13 protein-coding genes are annotated in these 16,315 nt (G+C 69.1%); 1 reads left to right on the forward strand and 12 read right to left on the reverse strand.

Annotated elements, in window-relative coordinates:
- Window positions 1-28: 28 nt before the first annotated feature.
- The 10 genes from ABD212_RS09685 to ABD212_RS09730 form a co-directional block, all read right to left on the reverse strand.
- The gene (locus tag ABD212_RS09685) at window positions 29-1,477 is read right to left on the reverse strand and encodes a rhamnulokinase (RefSeq protein ID WP_344093853.1); all 1,449 of its coding nucleotides are present in this window, start codon (window positions 1,475-1,477) and stop codon (window positions 29-31) included.
- Window positions 1,474-3,510, reverse strand: a complete 2,037-nt coding sequence (locus ABD212_RS09690; RefSeq protein ID WP_344093855.1) for a bifunctional aldolase/short-chain dehydrogenase — start codon at window positions 3,508-3,510, stop codon at window positions 1,474-1,476. The genes ABD212_RS09685 and ABD212_RS09690 overlap by 4 nt, the downstream gene beginning before the upstream one ends.
- Before the next feature lie 32 nt (window positions 3,511-3,542).
- The gene (locus ABD212_RS09695; protein ID WP_344093857.1) at window positions 3,543-3,938 is read right to left on the reverse strand and encodes a hypothetical protein; all 396 of its coding nucleotides are present in this window, start codon (window positions 3,936-3,938) and stop codon (window positions 3,543-3,545) included.
- A complete protein-coding gene (rhaI, locus tag ABD212_RS09700; RefSeq protein WP_344093860.1) occupies window positions 3,935-5,101 on the reverse strand; it encodes an L-rhamnose isomerase in 1,167 nt (388 codons plus the stop codon). The genes ABD212_RS09695 and rhaI overlap by 4 nt, the downstream gene beginning before the upstream one ends.
- The gene (locus tag ABD212_RS09705) at window positions 5,098-5,475 is read right to left on the reverse strand and encodes an L-rhamnose mutarotase (protein WP_344093862.1); all 378 of its coding nucleotides are present in this window, start codon (window positions 5,473-5,475) and stop codon (window positions 5,098-5,100) included. Before ABD212_RS09705 ends, rhaI begins: the two co-directional genes overlap by 4 nt.
- A 97-nt stretch (window positions 5,476-5,572) precedes the next feature.
- On the reverse strand, window positions 5,573-6,859 hold the full coding sequence (locus ABD212_RS09710; protein WP_344093864.1) for a four-carbon acid sugar kinase family protein: 1,287 nt from the start codon (window positions 6,857-6,859) through the stop codon (window positions 5,573-5,575).
- Window positions 6,852-8,105 carry a RuBisCO large subunit C-terminal-like domain-containing protein gene (locus ABD212_RS09715; RefSeq protein WP_344093866.1) on the reverse strand — a complete coding sequence of 418 codons (1,254 nt, stop codon included), beginning with the start codon at window positions 8,103-8,105 and terminating at the stop codon, window positions 6,852-6,854. The genes ABD212_RS09710 and ABD212_RS09715 overlap by 8 nt, the downstream gene beginning before the upstream one ends.
- A 4-nt stretch (window positions 8,106-8,109) precedes the next feature.
- Window positions 8,110-10,089 (reverse strand): glycoside hydrolase family 127 protein, encoded by a 1,980-nt coding sequence (locus tag ABD212_RS09720; protein ID WP_344093868.1) that lies wholly within the window; start codon window positions 10,087-10,089, stop codon window positions 8,110-8,112.
- Window positions 10,086-10,778: an aspartate/glutamate racemase family protein gene (locus ABD212_RS09725; protein WP_344093870.1), complete on the reverse strand. Its 693-nt coding sequence runs from the start codon at window positions 10,776-10,778 to the stop codon at window positions 10,086-10,088. The genes ABD212_RS09720 and ABD212_RS09725 overlap by 4 nt, the downstream gene beginning before the upstream one ends.
- Window positions 10,775-13,390, reverse strand: coding sequence for a family 78 glycoside hydrolase catalytic domain (locus tag ABD212_RS09730; RefSeq protein ID WP_344093872.1), 2,616 nt, complete (start codon window positions 13,388-13,390; stop codon window positions 10,775-10,777). Before ABD212_RS09730 ends, ABD212_RS09725 begins: the two co-directional genes overlap by 4 nt.
- Before the next feature lie 167 nt (window positions 13,391-13,557).
- Here ABD212_RS09730 and ABD212_RS09735 point away from each other — a divergent pair, with 167 nt between their 5' ends.
- Entirely contained in the window at window positions 13,558-14,388 is an 831-nt protein-coding gene (locus ABD212_RS09735; protein WP_344093874.1) for an NAD-dependent epimerase/dehydratase family protein, read from the forward strand.
- A gap of 29 nt (window positions 14,389-14,417) precedes the next feature.
- Here ABD212_RS09735 and ABD212_RS09740 read toward each other — a convergent pair whose 3' ends face one another.
- The gene (locus tag ABD212_RS09740; protein WP_344093876.1) at window positions 14,418-15,329 is read right to left on the reverse strand and encodes a carbohydrate ABC transporter permease; all 912 of its coding nucleotides are present in this window, start codon (window positions 15,327-15,329) and stop codon (window positions 14,418-14,420) included.
- An 11-nt stretch (window positions 15,330-15,340) separates the two neighbouring features.
- The gene (locus ABD212_RS09745; RefSeq protein ID WP_344093878.1) at window positions 15,341-16,222 is read right to left on the reverse strand and encodes a carbohydrate ABC transporter permease; all 882 of its coding nucleotides are present in this window, start codon (window positions 16,220-16,222) and stop codon (window positions 15,341-15,343) included.
- Window positions 16,223-16,315: the final 93 nt, after the last annotated feature.

A 16,315-nucleotide genomic window follows, 5' to 3' on the forward strand; every position in this document is an offset into this window, starting at 1 on the left:
GCAACCGATAGGCCAAGCAGGACGGCGTTCAGGCCTCCAGCCTCGGCTCGTAGCGATGCGGAGCGTAGGCCGCGGAAACCAGAGAGCGCAACGCCTCGAGGGAGGCATCCCGTCCGAACCAGCCCTGCGCGCGCGCCTGCACCAGCACATTGCCGATGGCGGTCGCCTCGACGGGACCGGCGAGCACGGGGATCTGCGCGCGGTCGGCCGTCCGCTGGCACAGCAGGGCATTGAGCGCGCCGCCACCGACGATGTGGATCGTCTCCAGCGAGCGCCCCGCGAGGTCGCCGGCGGTGAGCACGGTCGTGGCGAAGGCTTCCGCGAGGCTCTCGATGATGGCCCGGGTGAAGGCGGCGCGCGTGGTGGGCACCGCCAGTTCGCGCGCCCGGTACCATTCCGCGATCCGCGCCGGCAGATCGCCGGGTGCCAGGAATCCCGGGTCGTTCGCGTCGAACAGCGCGACGGGTTCGCCCACCTCGGCAGCATCCGCGAGCAGTGTCGGCAGGTCGATGGACTGGCCCGACTCCCGCTCCCACTGGCGCACGGACTCGCTCAGCAGCCACAGCCCCATGACGTTGTGGAGGAAGCGCACGCGCCCATCGACGCCGCCCTCGTTCGTGAAGTTGGCATCCCGCGCGGCATCGCTCGTGACGGGATGCCGGAGCTCGAGGCCGACCAGCCCCCAGGTGCCGCACGAGATGTACGCGGCCGTGGCCGGATCCCGCATGGGGACCGCCACGACGGCGGACGCGGTGTCATGCGAGCCGACAGCGACGACGTCGATGGCGCGGTCGGCGCCGATCTCGCTTCGGACGGAATCGCGAAGCGAGCCGATCACCGTCCCCGGATCCACGAGCCCGGGGAAGAGGGATGCCGGATACCCGAGCTCGGTCATGAGCTCGACATCCCACTGTCCGTCGTCGACCCGCAGCAAGCCGGTGGTGGACGCGTTCGTCCGCTCTGCGATCCGGGCGCCCGTGAGCAGGAACGCGAGCGCGTCGGGAACCAGCAGGAGTGAGTCGGCGAGGTCGAGGCATCCGCTCCCGTGTTCGGCGGCGAGCTGGTACAGCGTGTTGAAAGGCAGGAACTGCAGGCCGTTTCGGCGATAGAGGTCGGCGAACGGCACGCGGGTGTGGACGGCGGCGACCCCGGCATCGTTGCGTTCGTCGCGGTAGTGGAACGGCTCGCCCAGCAGCCGGTCGCCGCGCAGCATGGCGTAGTCGACGGCCCACGCGTCGATCCCGATGCTGGCGATGCCAGGCTCTGCGCGGACGGCGTCGGCCAGCCCGCGCAGGGCTGCGGCGTAGAGACCGGTCAGGTCCCAGTGCAGGCCGGAGGCCAGCCGCACCGCACCGTTCGGGAACCGCGCCACCTGCTCGAGCTGGAGCGTGCCGCGACCGGGATCCACGCGCCCGAGCATCACGCGTCCGCTCGTGGCCCCGAGGTCGACCGCTGCGACGCTGCCGCCGGTGGTCATCGCAGGAAGGCCGCCGCGACGCCGGAGTCGACGGGCACGTGCAGGCCCGTCGTGCGCGAGAGCTCGGGCCCGGTGAGCACGTAGACGGCGTCGGCGACGTTCTCGGGCACGACCTCGCGCTTGAGGATGGTGCGCTGGGCGTAGTACTTGCCGAGGTCCTCCTCCTTCACGCCGTAGGTCGCGGCGCGGTTGGCGCCCCAGCCGGATGCGAAGATGCCCGAGCCGCGGACGACCCCGTCGGGGTTGATCCCGTTGACGCGCACGCCGTATTCGCCGAGCTCCACCGCGAGCAGGCGCACCTGGTGGGCCTGGTCGGCCTTCGTCGCCGAGTATGCGATGTTGTTCGGTCCCGCGAACACCGAGTTCTTCGACGAGATGTAGATGATGTCGCCGCCGAGCCCCTGTGCGATCAGAGCGGCAGCGGCCGCTTTCGACACCAGGAACGAGCCCTTCGCCATGACGTCGTGCTGCAGGTCCCAGTCCTTCTCGGTGGTCTCCAGCAGCGGCTTCGACAGTGAGAGCCCGGCGTTGTTGACGACGAGGTCGATGCCGCCGAACGCGAGCAGCGTCGCGTCGATGGCGGCCTGCACCCCGTCGGCGTCGGCGACGTTCGCGGCGACGCCGATCGCGACATCCGTGTTCCCGAGCTCCGTCGCGGCGGCCTGCGCCTTCTCCAGGTCGAGGTCGGCCACGACGACGCACGCGCCCTCGGCGGCGAGGCGGGTCGCGATGGCCTTGCCGATGCCGGATGCCGCACCCGTGACGAAGGCGATCCGCCCCTGGTGGGTCTTGGGCTTGGGCATCCGCTGCAGCTTGGCCTCTTCGAGGGCCCAGTACTCGATGCGGAACTTCTCGGCATCCGAGATCGGCGTGTAGGCCGAGATCGCCTCGGCGCCGCGCATCACATTGATCGCGTTCAGGTAGAACTCCCCGGCGACGCGGGCGGTCTGCTTGTTGGCGCCGTAGCTGAACATGCCCACACCGGGGACGAGCACGATGAGGGGGTCGGCGCCGCGGATCGCGGGCGAGTCGGCCGTAGCGTGCTCGTCGTAGTACGCCGTATAGTCCGCGCGGTAAGCCTCGTGCAGCTCCTTCAGCCGTGCGACGGCCTTCTCGATGGGGGCGTCGGAGGGCAGGTCGAGCAGCATCGGCTTGACCTTGGTGCGCAGGAAGTGGTCCGGGCAGCTCGTGCCGAGAGCAGCGAGCCTGGGCGCCTTGGCCGAGGCGAGGAACTCGAGCACCCGGGGGTCGTCCGTGAAATGGCCGACCATCGGCTTGTCGTGCGACGCCAGCCCGCGGATGGTCGCAGCCAGAGCGGCGGCCTTCGCACGCCGTGCGTCGGCATCCAGCGCGGTGTACTTCGCGCGCTCCTTGCCGAACGGCTCGCCCTTGCCGTTGGCGTCGATGTACGCCTGCGCGGTCTCGATGATCCACAGCGAGTTCGCCTCGGCCTCTTCCGACGTGTCTCCCCAGGCGGTGATGCCGTGACCGCCGAGGATGCAGCCGATCGCGCCGGGGTTGCGCGCTTTGATGGCGGCGATGTCCAGGCCCAGCTGGAAGCCGGGCCTGCGCCACGGCACCCACACCACCCTGTCGCCGAAAGCCTTCTTCGTGAGCTTCTCGCCGTCCTTCGCGGTGGCGAACGCGATGCCCGAATCGGGGTGCAGGTGGTCGACGTGCGCGGCATCCACGAGACCATGCATCGCCGTGTCGATGGATGGCGCCGCACCCCCCTTGCCGTGGAGGCAGTAGTCGAACGCGGCGACCATCTCGTCCTCGCGGTCGACGCCCGGGTAGACGTCGACGAGAGCGCGCATGCGGTCGAGCCGCAGCACTGCGAGCCCCGACTCGGTCAGGGTGCCGAGGTCGCCGCCCGAGCCCTTCACCCAGAGCAGCTCCACCGGCTCACCCGTCACGGGGTCGGTCTCGGTGCCCTTCGCAGACGTGTTGCCGCCGGCATAGTTCGTGTTCTTCGGATCTGCGCCGAGGCGATTCGACCGAGCGATCAGCTCGGCGGCGGTGGGACTGGTCATGGTGGGTGTCCTTGCGTCTGTCGCTTCGCCTGTCAGGATCGGCCGGTGGCGTCGGCGTGTCGTGACAGGTGAGCGGAGGAGGGGTGGGAGAGGGCGAGGATTCGAGCGGCGAAGCGGTCGATGGATGCCGTGGCGCCAGGGTGGTCGGGCTGGTTGAGGTGGCCGTGGCGCGTGCCCCGTTCGGTGTGCAGGTCGAGGTCGATGCCGGCCCCGCGCTGGTAGTCCACCGACGCCACCGTGACCCCGCGCCGCGCGAACTGCGCGGCGACCCAGTCCGCCTCGGGCATGTCGGGGTCGCCGCCGGCGAAGCCGCCGGCGTGCAGCCACACCAGCCCGGGGCCTGCCGGGACATCGGGCGCGTAGACCCGCACCGTCAGCGGACCGTGTGGGCCGTCGAGGGTGAGCTCCTCCTGCTGCGCGAGGGTCATGCGCCCCAGCCGGCCTGGACGCCGCCGACGCGGTCGGTCTCGATCTTCTCCTGGTAGCCGGATGCCGCGTACGCCGCCATCGGGTCGGCCGGCAGGCCGCGGTCCTCACGCCACGCGGCCAGCGCGGGACGGATGTCGGTGTAGAACGCGTCCATGAGGACCGCATTCGCGGCGAGCACGTCGCCCGACACCTGCGCCGCGCGGAGCGCATCGTGGTCGACGATGAGCGCGCGGGCGGTCATCTCCTGAACGTTCAGCACCGAGCGGATCTGGCCGGGGATCTTCTTCTCGACGTTATGGCACTGGTCGAGCATGAAGGCCACGTCGGGGTTGTTGAGTCCACCGCCGCGGATCACCTCGAAGAGGATCCGGAACAGCTGGAACGGGTCGGCGGCGCCCACGATGAGGTCGTCGTCGGCGTAGAAGCGCGAGTTGAAGTCGAAGGAGCCGAGCTTGCCCAGGCGCAGGAGCTGCATCACGATGAACTCGATGTTGGTGCCCGGCGCGTGGTGTCCCGTGTCGAGGCACACCATCGCCCGGTCGCCGAGCGCGGCGACCTGGGCGTAGGACGTCCCCCAGTCCGGAACATCGGTGTGATAGAACGCCGGCTCGAAGAACTTGTACTCCAGCACCAGGCGCTGCTCGCCGGTGAGGCGCGCGTAGATGGTCGAGAGCGACTCGTGCAGCCGGTCCTGGCGACCGCGCAGATCTGCCTGACCCGGATAGTTCGAGCCCTCGGCGAGCCAGATCTTCAGGTCGCGCGAGCCGGTCGCATCCATGATGTCGATGCAGTCGAGGTGGTGGTCGATCGCCTTCCGGCGGATCGCCGCGTCCTCGTGGGTCAGCGCGCCGAACTTGTAGTCATCGTCCTGGAACGTGTTCGAGTTGATCGTGCCGAGTGCGACGCCGAGATCCTCGGCATGCTTGCGGAGGTCGTCGTACGAGTCGACCTTGTCCCACGGGATGTGCAGCGCGACGCTCGGCGCCAGAGCGGTGGCCCTGTTGACCTCGGCGGCATCCGCGATCTTCTCGTAGGGGTCGCGGGGCGTGCCCGGCGTCGTGAACACCTTGAAGCGCGTGCCGGAATTGCCGAACGCCCACGAGGGCAGCTCGATGGCCTGACCCTCGAGGGTCTGCAGGACGGCAGGGGAGAGAGTGCTCACAATGGATCGCTTTCGTCGTCGGTCGCGGATGAGGACGCAGTCGCGGCGGCGAGCTGGTCCTCGAGGTGGAAGATCTCGGTGAGGGGTGTGGCGGCCTGGTCGGGCCGGCCGTCAAGGCCGGCGAAGAACCCGCCCATGTCCGCTTCCCATCGAGCGGCGATGGAGGATGCCGCAAGGTACGCCTGCGCGGCTTCGTCGTCGTCGGTCTCGTAGTAGCCGATGAGGCGTCCGCCGTCGCCGAGGAAGAGGGAGTAGTTGCGCCGACCCGCAGCCGCGATCTCGGCGAGCATGTCGGGCCACACGGCGCGATGACGCTCGAGGTACTCATCGAGCAGTTCGGGCCTGACCTGAAGCTGGAAGCAGATGCGGTGCATGGTCTCTGGTGTCGTTCCCTCGGCGGTGAGGGGTGGTGATGGCGGAATGAATCGTTTCATTCTGTCCTGCAACGGTACGGGTCGACGGTGGATCCTGTCAAGCCGGTCGCCGCGGGATCGGTATGAGGCCGAGTTCGCGGACGCGTTCGAAGAGGTCGTCCGAGCCGACCTGCCCGCCCTTCAGGATGAGTTCGAGACCATCGATCCCCGGTGCGGTCGCGTGGGCGCGGAGCAGGACGACGTTGTCCCACGGATTCGCAGCGATCGTCAGCGACGTCGTGCCGAGCAGACTCGCGACACGCCCTGACGTGTCGCCGCCGCAGATGATGACACGGGAGGCCGCACCCTTCACCGCGACCGCCCTGACGATGGTCGCGGCGCTCTCTGCGATCGCCCCGAGCAGGTCGGCGTGTTCGTCCGCTGCGGCGTCGGCCGCCGTGAGCGCGACGCTCCGTCCCGCGGCGAGGTCGGCGATGACGTCGGTGATCCTCTCTGCGCGCCCAGAGGCATCGAGCGGAAGCTCCCCGACATGCCAGCCGGCGCGGGCGGCGGCATCCATCTGCCTTCGTGTCTGCGGGGATAGACTGCCGGACACCGCGATGACCGGACCCCGCGCGGGCGTCGCGGTGGGCAGCGCCACTGTGCCCGACCCCGCGGCCATCGCGATCGCGCGGCTCAGACCGCCGGACCCGATCGCGAACACAGGGCGGGGGAGCGCGACCAGCGCGTCGCCCACCATCCGCAGATGCCCGTCGTCGACGGCGTCGAGCACGACGGCGGCATCGTCATCGCCGCCCAGCCGTGCGGCGATGGCGGCGGCGCTGTTGTAGCCGGTGACGTGGAAGGCCCCGATCGGCAGCCGCGTCTGTCGTGAGAGGTGAAGTGCGAGGTCGGACTCGGTCATCGGGGTGGAGGGGTGCGTCGACATCGTCGGCTGGCGGTCGAGGCGGTAGACCGCACCGCCTTCGGACGCGAAGTGGTGCCCGAACACCGTGTATCGCCCGAAATCCGGCTGCGCGAAGAGCATCGGAACCGAGTGCTCGCCGACGACATCGCGGCCTATCTCGAGAACGCGGCCGAGGCTCCCGATCTGAGGCGAGGAATCCGCCGTCGAGCATGCCTTGTACTGGATGATGGCGGGATCCAGTGCGAGGAGCGCGACGAGCGCCGGACGCACCTCCGCCTCCAGATCGTCGGTTCGCAGCGATCGTGCGATGCCCGCGATTCCGATCACGTCGCAGTCGTCCGTCGCCGTGGCGAGCGCATCGGAGCCGGGAACGCCGACGAAGAGGCGGCCACGCCAGCCCTCCCGTGCGAACTGCAGCAGTGCGTCGACACTGCCGGTGATGTCATCGCCGTAGAACGCCGCGCGCACGTCAGACACGGACCGGCCCGAACCGCTCGGTCGCCCGGCGAAGCGCGGCCGACCGCTCCAGCGCACCCTGGGCGGATTCACCCCGTTCCGCGGACTCCCATGCGGCGCGCATGCTTTCGACTCCGGCCGCCGCGCCGTCGGGGTGACCGTGGATGCCGCCCCCCGCCAGCACGAGCAGGTCGGCCGTTCCGACGGCGGAGTAGGTCGCGTGGGCCAGTCCCGCCCACTGGCCGGATGACAGCACAGGCACGGTCGGCACGAGGCCGAGCAGCGGCTCGCGCACCGCCGCGATCGACTGGAGCACCTCGGCATCCGATTCGTAGAACTTGTTCGACATCCCGTTCGTATGGAGGTGATCTGCGCCGCTCAGCCGGACGAGCTTCTGCCACGCTCGAAAGCCGATGCCGACCTGGTCGGAGCGGCTGATGGCGCCGAAGCCGGCGCGATGCCCATGGATGGGTACGCGGGATATGCGACGGAGGGCTGCGAGTCCGGCAAGGCCCACCATGTTGATGCACACCATGACGCAGGTTCCGCCGGCTGCGACGACGAGGTCGTGGTTGCGCTCCAGCAGGTCGATGTCGTCGGTGATGTTGAAGGCGTACATCGGCTTGACGCCGGTGCGGTCGGCATGGCGCTCCAGCACGGGCATGACGGCGCGCACCCGGTCGGTCAGCGGGGCCGAAGGCCCGTTCCCCTGGAGCTCGTCGTCCTTGATGAAGTCGACGCCTGCGCCTGCGAGCTCCCCCACGACGTCGGCGAGCTCGGCAGGGGACAGCCCGATCGAGGGCTTCACGATCGTGCCGATCATCGCTCCCCGCGGTCGGCTCATCAGGGTGCGCGTCCCGTCGATGCCGAAGGAAGGGCCCTGGTAGCGGTCGACGAACGGCGCAGGGAGGTCGAGATCCACGAGTTTCACCGCGGCCAGCTCTTTGATCTCGAACAGGTTTCCCGCCACGGCAGTGAGGAGGTTCGGGATCGAGGGCCCGAAGTTGTCGAGCGGGAAGCGCAGTCGCAGGAGCGCCCGACGGCGCTGCGCCGGATCGCCGACAGAGCCCGGCAGTGGGTTCCCTCCGGTCGGGTCCAGCTCGGTGAGCTCGTGCACCTGTGCGGCGAAGCGGGTGCGCACGTCGTCGGTCTCGCGCTCGACGCGCACGAACGTGCCTGTCGACTGCTCGCCGGCCAGCACCTCGGCGGCGCGTTGGAGCGCCAGGGACGTCTCGATCACGTAGCTCGCGATGACCTGCTCGCTCATCGGGTCACCACACCAGGGGAAGCCACACCGACATCTCCGACGCCCCGCGGTTGCCCCACGCGAAGTAGGGGATCAGTCTCGCCGTCGCGGTGGTGACCGGATCGCTCCCGAGGACGTCGTAGAGCCGCGTGCCGTCGCCGACGGGCAGGATCGCGAGCTCGGTCTCGAGCGCGACGAGTCGCTGCCCGCCCAGCGTGATCTCGCGGGGCTCGAAGCGTGCGCCGCGATGCAGCGACGCCTGCTCCAGGCGTACGCCCGACGGAAGATCCTGGCTCTCGATGCAGTACACCATCGGCCCGCGCTGCACCGCGACCTGGTTCGCGAGCTCCTCGGCGAGGCGATGGCCCCGCAGGATGCGCACCGGCATCGGCAGCGCGAGGACGATCTCGTCTCCCGCGGTCCAGGTGCGCTCGACCGCCGTGTACGTCCCCGGCGCCGACACCCGAGCGGCTTCTCCATTGATGGTCAGAGTGGCGCCCGCCGACCATCCGGGGATGCGGAGGTGCACCGGCATCCCGCCGCCGCCCGCCTCGGTCACCCGGAAGGCGATGCGCCCGTCCCACGGATAGTCGCTCTCCTCTGAGAGCGCGAGCGTGCGCCCGTCGTCCGCAGCGAACCGGATGTCGCTTCCGCCGTACTGGTGCACATGGATGCCGTCAGTCGACACCGAAGCCACCCGCTCGTGGAATCGCGCCAGGGTGCGCGCGATGTTGGGCGGGCAGCAGAAGCAGCTGAGGTACGGCTCGCGGAGACGCTCGTCGGATGGCGGCGGCGGGGGCACAGGGTGCAGCCCGGTGTCGCCCGCGCGGCGCAGCTCGAACGGGAGGTCGCGCACCTGCCGGAGCGGGTTCGTGTAGAAGTAGTCGGTGCCGGCGAGGCTGATGCCGGCGAGCAGCGCGTTGCAGGCGATGCGCTCGATGGTGTCTGCGTACCGTGCGTCCCCGGTGAGCGCCAGCATGCGCTCGCTCCACAGGATCATCCCGACGTTGGCACACGATTCGGCATGCGCCGTCGCATGGGGCAGCTGATATGCGCGCCCGTAGGCTTGGTGCACGCGACTGATGTCGCCCTGCCAGGGGTGTCCATCCGGGGATGCGCCGTCGTAGAGCGCTCCGCACCCGCCGGTGATGTAGAGCTTCGTGTCGACGACATCCCGCCACAGGCGCTCCAGCACGTCGAGCAGCTCGACATCCGCGGTCTCGATGGCGAGGTCGGCCAGCCCAGCGTAGAGATAGTTCGCGCGCACGGCATGGCCGGCGGCGACGGTCTGCTCGCGAACCGGAAGACGATCCTGGTTGTCGTCGCCACCGTCGAACTCGTCTCGAACCCGGACGAACGACTCCGCAAGGCGCAGGTAGCGGTCGTCTCCAGTAGCCCGATGAAGGTCGACGACCGCCATGTAGTGCGACGGGCAGATCGCACTGCGGGCGAGTTCGCCCGGACTGTCGGCGGCGAGATGCTCGAGGAAGCCGGCGGCCTTGACGGCGACGTCGAGCAGCGTCGTGCTCCCGGTCACCTCGTAGTGGCGCACGCCGGCAGTGATGAGGTGTCCGAGGTTGTAGGTCTCGAAGTCGAACCGGTCGGCGAGAGCGGTGACGTCTTCGTCGTTGCGCGCGGCGATGACGGTCGGGGTGTGCAGGTACCCGTCCTCACGCTGCACAGAGGCGACGAGGAGCGCGACGTCTTCGACGCGAGCGGCGAGGTCGGGATCGGGATCGGTCTCGAGCGTCGCGATCGCGGCTTCGAGCCACTTGTAGAAGTCGCCGTCCATGAACGGCGGCCCTTCGTGGATGCCGCCTTCCAGCCCGGCCGCGCGCTGGAAGTTCTGCAGCCCCGGACTGACCGCGGGGTCGGACAGCGACGCCCACATCGACGGGATCGTGACGTCACGAGTGCGAGCATGGATGCCGCCCCAGAACCCGCGCGACCATCGGGCTCCGTCGGCGCCGAGCGGCCGCAGCGGCTGGTGCGTTGCGAGCGTCATGGCCGGTCTCCTTCGGCGTAGACGGTGCGACCGCCCGAATCCACGCTGTGGCGGAGGCGGTCGACGCCCGACGCGATGCTGGTCAGCACGGGAACACCCACATGGGCGGCCTCGGCCGCGGACGCCATCGACGCCTGCGCGAGGACGACCACGTCCACCGCTGCGCCCACACGCTCGACCGCCGCGGCGACCAGGCGATCGTGGGTCGTCCGGTCGCCCGAGGAGACGGCGGCGAATGCGCCCTCGACGACTTCCTCGATGATCTGCGGATCCCGGCCGGCGAGCGCGGCGCGCTCGCGCAGCAGGCCGACGGTCGGCGCGCACGTCGTGCGCAGGGTCGCCAGCACGGCGATCCGATCCCCGGTCGCGACGGCGGCATCCGCCATCGCCTCGTCGATGCGCAGCACCGGGATCCCGACAGCGGCTGCGACAGGCGCCGCCAGGTCCGAGATCGACGAGCACGTCAGCATCACGACCTCGGCACCCGCACTCCGGGCGGCGCGCACCAGATCGGCGACCCGGTCGGGGACGGATGCCGCGCGCTCGGGGTCGCCGAGATCAGCGACGATGCGATCGTCGAGGTAGTTGACGAAGGTCGCGTCCGGCAGGGCCGCGCGAGCTCGCTCGATGACGGGAGCGATGACGACGACTCCCGTGTGCAGAAAGGCGATGCGACGACCGGCGCTCATGCGATGTCCATCACGGCCTGGAGCGGGAGGATCCGCTCATGGACTCCATGTCCGAGGTCCTCGGGTTCGCGTCCCTCGATGTCGAGCACCGCCGTGGCACCGACCGGGACGGCGACCCGAACTCGCATGCCGCCGTCTTCGAGCCGCCAGTCGATCGCGGCCTCACCATAGGGCGTGAGGTGGCGAGCAGCGGCTGAGGTCAGCCCGCCGCCGGGACGCGGCGCGAACCGGATCCGGCGGTAGCCGGGCTCGGCGGGCGCGAGCCCCGCGACGACGCGATGCATCCAGTCGGCGACCGCGCCCAGCGCGTAGTGGTTGAAGGAGGTCATCGTTCCGGGGTTCACAGTGCCGTCGGGAAGCATCGAGTCCCAGCGCTCCCAGATCGTCGTGGCATCCATGCCCACCTGGTAGAGCCACGACGGGCACTCGCGTTCGAGGAGCAGGTCGTATGCGGCATCCAGCTCCCCGCTCCGGCTCAGCGCATCGGTCACGAGCGGTGTGCCGACGAAGCCGGTGGCGATGCGGTTGCCCGCATCGTGCACCAGGGTCGCGAGCCGCGCGGCTGCGGCCCTGCGGCGTTCGGCGTCGGGGATGAGGCCGAATTCCAATGCCAGCGCATATGCGGTCTGGGCGTCGCTGGTCATGCGTCCATCGGGAAGCAGGAACTCGTCGGCGAATGCGGCCGCGATCGCGTCGGCCAGCGTGGCGTAGTGGGCCTCTTCCTCGAGGAGGCCGAGTTCCGCCGCCATCCACGCGGTGATCCGTGACGACCGGGCGAAGTACGCCGTCGCCACGAGATAGCGGTCGGTTCGCGCGTCGGCGGGGTCCTGCGGCGGAGCCGCTGGATCGAGCCAATCGCCGAGCTGGAAGCCTTCGTCCCACAGGTGGTCATCGCCCGCGAGCCTGTCGACGAGATCGACCCAGCGCCGTGCGCTGTCGAATTGCGCCTCGAGCATTCCGCGGTCGCCGAAGCGCTGGAAGAGCGTCCACGGCAGGAAGGTCGCGACATCCCCCCACGCCGCGCCGGGACGGATGGGCGTCCACATGTCGTGGGCGGGGATGACGGGCACGTACCAGGGGACCGTGCCGTCGGGCAGCTGCTCGACGGCGACGTCGCGCAGCCAGCCGCCGAGCATGCCCGACACGTCGTATAGGAACGACGCGGTGGGGCCGAAGACCTGGATGTCGCCCGTCCAGCCGACGCGCTCGTCGCGCTGCGGGCAGTCGGTCGGGATGTCGACGAAGTTGCCGCGCATGCCCCAGAGAACGTTCTCGTGCAGGCGGTTCACGAGCGGGTCGGATGACTCGAACCACCCGGTGCGCTCGAGGTCGGTGTGATGGACCCGGGCGACCACGTCGCCTGCCGCGACCGCGGCATCCAGATCGCCGGGCCAGCCCGACAGCTCGGCGTACCGGAAGCCGTGGAAGGTGAACCGCGGCTCCCATGTTTCGCCGTCCTCGCGCCCGGCGAGCGTGTAGCTGTCGGTCGAGCGCGCGCCGCGGAGCGGACGCGTGTAGAGCTCGCCATCCTGCAGCACCTCGGCGGTGCGCACCGTGACGGTGGTCCCGGCGGGGCCGATCGTGCGCACACGCACCCGGCCGACGAGGTTCTGGCCGAAGTCCAGGATCCGCCGGCCGCTCGGGGTCGTCAGCACCGACGCGGGTGGCACATCCTGCGTGCACCGGACGGGGGGAGCCGTCGGTGCGACGAGGGTGGCGGGGTCACGTCGGCCGACGGTGACGGGGTGCCACTCGCCATCGTCGAAGTCGGCCCGGGTCCACCCGTCCCACTCGTCGCGCGCGTCGTAGTCCTCGCCGTCGTAGATGCCGCTGCGCAGGATCGGGCCGACCGCTGCACGCCAAGCGGCATCGGTGGCGACGATCTCTCGGCGTCCGTCGCGGAAGGTCAGTTCGAGCTGGCCGATGAAGCCGAGGTCGGTGCCGAACAGATTGCGGAATCCGCCCCGCCAGCCGAGCCGGCCGCGGTACCAGCCGTCACCGAGCCACGCGCCGATGGCGTTGCGGCCCTGCTGGATGAGGTCGGTGACGTCGTAGGTGTAGTAGCGAAGGCGTTCCCGGTACACCGTCCACCCCGGTGACAGGGCATCGTCGCCGATGCGGGCTCCGTTCAGTTCGGCCTCGTACAGCCCGTGCGCGCTGGCGTAGAGGCGGGCTTTGGCGACTTCGCCGTCGACCGTGAACTCGCGGCGGACAAGTGGCGGGCGTCGATCATCGGAGTCCGCGTCCTCGGGCCATGATCCCCCCACCGGCTGAGCCTGCCAGTCCGACGGCTCGAACAGACCTGCCTCGACGACCGCTGCGGGCGAGGCATCCGCCCAGACGCCGTCGGCGCCGCGGACGCTGACGCGGACGGAGACCCGTTCCCGCGAGCGCAGCGGCGTTCCAGGCCACGGGACGAGCACCTGCTCGGCCGATACGACGTCGAAGACCTCGGGTGCGCTGGAGCCCCGCGTGGTCTCGACACGGTACGCCGACTGCCGCCAGCCCTCGGGGGCATCGGTGACCCGCCAGGACAGACGCGGCCGACGCTCGCCGATCCCCAGCGCGATGCGGTGATGCTCGAAGTGGGGATGGCTCACTGTGACCGTCATCGGACACTCCTTGATAGATCGAAACGTTTCAGATCGGAGTCTATCGACCCGGCGATATCTGGCAACGTAGTATTGTGACGTTTCAAAACCCCGGCGAGACGAAGGCGCGACCGATGGGTCGACCCGGCGGCGAGGCGATGGTGCACACTGAGTGCGAGGAGGCACGGATGATCATCGGGGTGACCGGAAGCGGCGGAAAGCTGGGCAGGGCCGCGGTCGCGCGGCTTCGTGAGGCCGGACACGAAGTCATCGGCTTCGACCTTGTCGGACCGCCCGGCGGAGGCTTCACGCGAGTCGAGCTCACCGACTACGGCCAGATCCTCGACGCACTCCTCGGCGTGACCGCCCGCCACGAGGGACTCGATGCCCTCGTGCATCTGGCGGCGATCCCCGTGAACGGCCTCATCCCCGACGCGGCGACTTTCATCAACAACATGACGGTGTCGTTCAACGTGCTCTTCGGCGCCCACCGAGCCGGCATCCGCACCATCGTCATGGCCTCGAGCATCACCGCGATGGGCTTCCCGTTCGAGAAGGCGCCGCCGGCGCTCCCCGTCGACGAGACGTACACCGCCGCCTTCAACACGTACGGCCTCGGCAAGGTCGCCGAGGAGGCGATCGCCGCCCAGCTCGCCGGGTGGTCCGACGATCTCTCGATCACCGCGCTGCGCTTCACGAACGTCGTCGACGAGACCGAGTACGACACGTTCGATCGGGCTGACGACCCCGGCTATCGCCGCGACCTGATCGGCACGTGGATCGACGCGCGGGACGGCGCCGAAGCGGTGGCGCTCGCCCTCGAAGTCGCGCGCCCCGGGTTCGAGGTGTACAACGTCGTGGCTCCGACCTCGGGATCCTCGATCCCCTCGCGAGAACTCGCCGAGCGCTGGTTTCCCGGCACGCCGGTCGCCGACGACCTGGGCGAGTTCGAGTCGCTCGTGTCGGCTCGCAAGATCGAGGAGCACCTGGGCTTCACCGCCCGCCACGATTGGCGCTGACGGCCGCCGTCCAGTTGCGACCACGTCGGTCAGCCCTTCACCGCGCCGGCGGCGAGCCCCTTCATGATCTGCTGGTTCAGGAACAGGTAGAGGATGAAGATGCCGAAGACGGTGATGCAGATCGCGGCGAAGAGCGGTCCGTAGTTGATCGCCCCGTACTCGCCGGAGAAGTTGAGCAGACCGACCTGGATGGTGTTGAGACTCCGCTTTCCGGCGAAGATCAGCGCGATGAGCAGATCATTCCAGATGAGGAAGAACTGCACGATCGCGACGGTCACGATCGCGTTGCGCATCATCGGCATGCCGATGGAGAAGAACGCCCGCAGCATCGAGGCGCCGTCAAGCGTCGACGCCTCGAAGATCTCGCGAGGGATGGCGCGAAAGTACGTGGCCATCATGAACACCGTCAGCGGCAGCCCCGCGGCCGTGTAGATGAGGATCAGGGGCAGGTACGTTCCGGTGATCCCGATGCGGAAGAACGCGGTGAACAGAGGGAGCACGATCATCTGCCCGGGGATCATGATCCCGGCCAGGAACAGGAGCAGGATGAGCGCGCGGCCCTTGAAGACGAGGACCTCCAGCGCGAACCCGGCTGCGGTGCCCAGCAGCACGATGAGGGCGAGCGAGGGCATTGTCACGATGATCGAGTTCGAGATCGTGGTGGCGAGGTTTCCTGTCACCCACGCCTCGCCGTAGTTGCTCCACTCCCACACCTTGGGGAGCGCGTACGAGGGGCTGCCCAGGAACTCGGAGTTGGATTTCAGCGAGTTGATGAACATCCAGAACAGCGGGTACGCGCTCACCACGATGAGGAAGATGATCGTGATCCACACCGGGATCCGGCGGAGGATGCGCAGGACGTTCGCTCCTGCTCCACCGCCGTGCTGGACGGGCGCCTGCACCGAGTGGACCTCGGTGACGTCGAGTGCAGTCGTGGTCATGACGTTGCCTTTCAGACGCTGAGGTCGCGACGTGACGAACGGAAGATGACGAGGGTGACTGCAAGACACATCACGGTCAGCAGCAGCGCGATCGTCGACCCGTACCCGTAGTCGCTGAACTGGAACGCCGTGCGGTACATGTACAGCGTCAGCGGGGTGGTGGAGTTTCCGGGACCGCCGGCGGTCAACGCGAAGACGGAGTCGAACACCTTGATCGTGCCGTTGATGCTGAAGATGAACGACGCGAACAGGATCGGCAGCGACAGCGGGAGCACGATGTGCCGGAAGAGGCTCCACGACTTCGCGCCGTCGATGCGCGCCGACTCGATGATGTCGTCGGGGATGTCGAGCAGCCCCGAGAAGATCAGCACGGCGTAGAAGCCGACCGACCGCCACACGTCCATGATGACGATGACGATGAAGGCGGTGGTGCCTGCGCCCAGCCAGTCGACGGACCCGAGTCCGACGTTGACGAGCAGCTCGTTGACGAGGCCGTTGTCGGGGGCGGATTGGAAGAGCTTCTGATACAGCAGGCTGATCGCGACGGTCGGAAGCACGACGGGGAAGAAGACGAGCGTGCGCACGAGGACGGACGACTTGCGCAGCACGAAGTGGTACAGCAGAGCCAGACCGTACCCGAGCACGACCTGGAAGAGGGTCATGATCACGGCGTACTTGACGGTGAACCAGAATGCGTCCCCGACAGCGGGGTCGGTGAACAGCGTCTTGAAGTTGCCGAGGCCGTTGAACTCGAAGCCGCTGAGCGGGTCGCCCTTGAAGAACGTGAGTCCGAGCGACCAGAGCACCGGCACGAGGATGATCAGGGTGTAGAGCAGCAGGGCCGGGGTCAGCAGCAGCGCGATCGCCTTGCGGTCGCCGAGGACGGATTTCATGTGGCGGCCTTTCGATGGGAGCCGAGGGCGGGTGGCCCGGATTACAGAGTGACGCCCCGGCGCGTCTGGCGTTCAGACGCGCCGGGGCGTCCG

The sequence above is a fragment of the Microbacterium deminutum genome, from assembly GCF_039530205.1.
Classification (GTDB): Bacteria; Actinomycetota; Actinomycetes; order Actinomycetales; family Microbacteriaceae; genus Microbacterium; species Microbacterium deminutum.

Excerpts from the sequence above, each read along its gene's own strand:
- ABD212_RS09685 (WP_344093853.1), bottom strand. The coding sequence starts at position 1,477 with ATGACCACCGGCGGCAGCGTCGCAGCGGTCGACCTCGGGGCCACGAGC.
- ABD212_RS09690 (WP_344093855.1), bottom strand. The coding sequence starts at position 3,510 with ATGACCAGTCCCACCGCCGCCGAGCTGATCGCTCGGTCGAATCGCCTC.
- ABD212_RS09695 (WP_344093857.1), bottom strand. The coding sequence starts at position 3,938 with ATGACCCTCGCGCAGCAGGAGGAGCTCACCCTCGACGGCCCACACGGT.
- ABD212_RS09705 (WP_344093862.1), bottom strand. The coding sequence starts at position 5,475 with ATGCACCGCATCTGCTTCCAGCTTCAGGTCAGGCCCGAACTGCTCGAT.
- ABD212_RS09715 (WP_344093866.1), bottom strand. The coding sequence starts at position 8,105 with ATGAGCGAGCAGGTCATCGCGAGCTACGTGATCGAGACGTCCCTGGCG.
- ABD212_RS09720 (WP_344093868.1), bottom strand. The coding sequence starts at position 10,089 with ATGACGCTCGCAACGCACCAGCCGCTGCGGCCGCTCGGCGCCGACGGA.
- ABD212_RS09725 (WP_344093870.1), bottom strand. The coding sequence starts at position 10,778 with ATGAGCGCCGGTCGTCGCATCGCCTTTCTGCACACGGGAGTCGTCGTC.
- ABD212_RS09730 (WP_344093872.1), bottom strand. The coding sequence starts at position 13,390 with ATGACGGTCACAGTGAGCCATCCCCACTTCGAGCATCACCGCATCGCG.
- ABD212_RS09735 (WP_344093874.1), top strand. The coding sequence starts at position 13,558 with ATGATCATCGGGGTGACCGGAAGCGGCGGAAAGCTGGGCAGGGCCGCG.
- ABD212_RS09740 (WP_344093876.1), bottom strand. The coding sequence starts at position 15,329 with ATGACCACGACTGCACTCGACGTCACCGAGGTCCACTCGGTGCAGGCG.
- ABD212_RS09745 (WP_344093878.1), bottom strand. The coding sequence starts at position 16,222 with ATGAAATCCGTCCTCGGCGACCGCAAGGCGATCGCGCTGCTGCTGACC.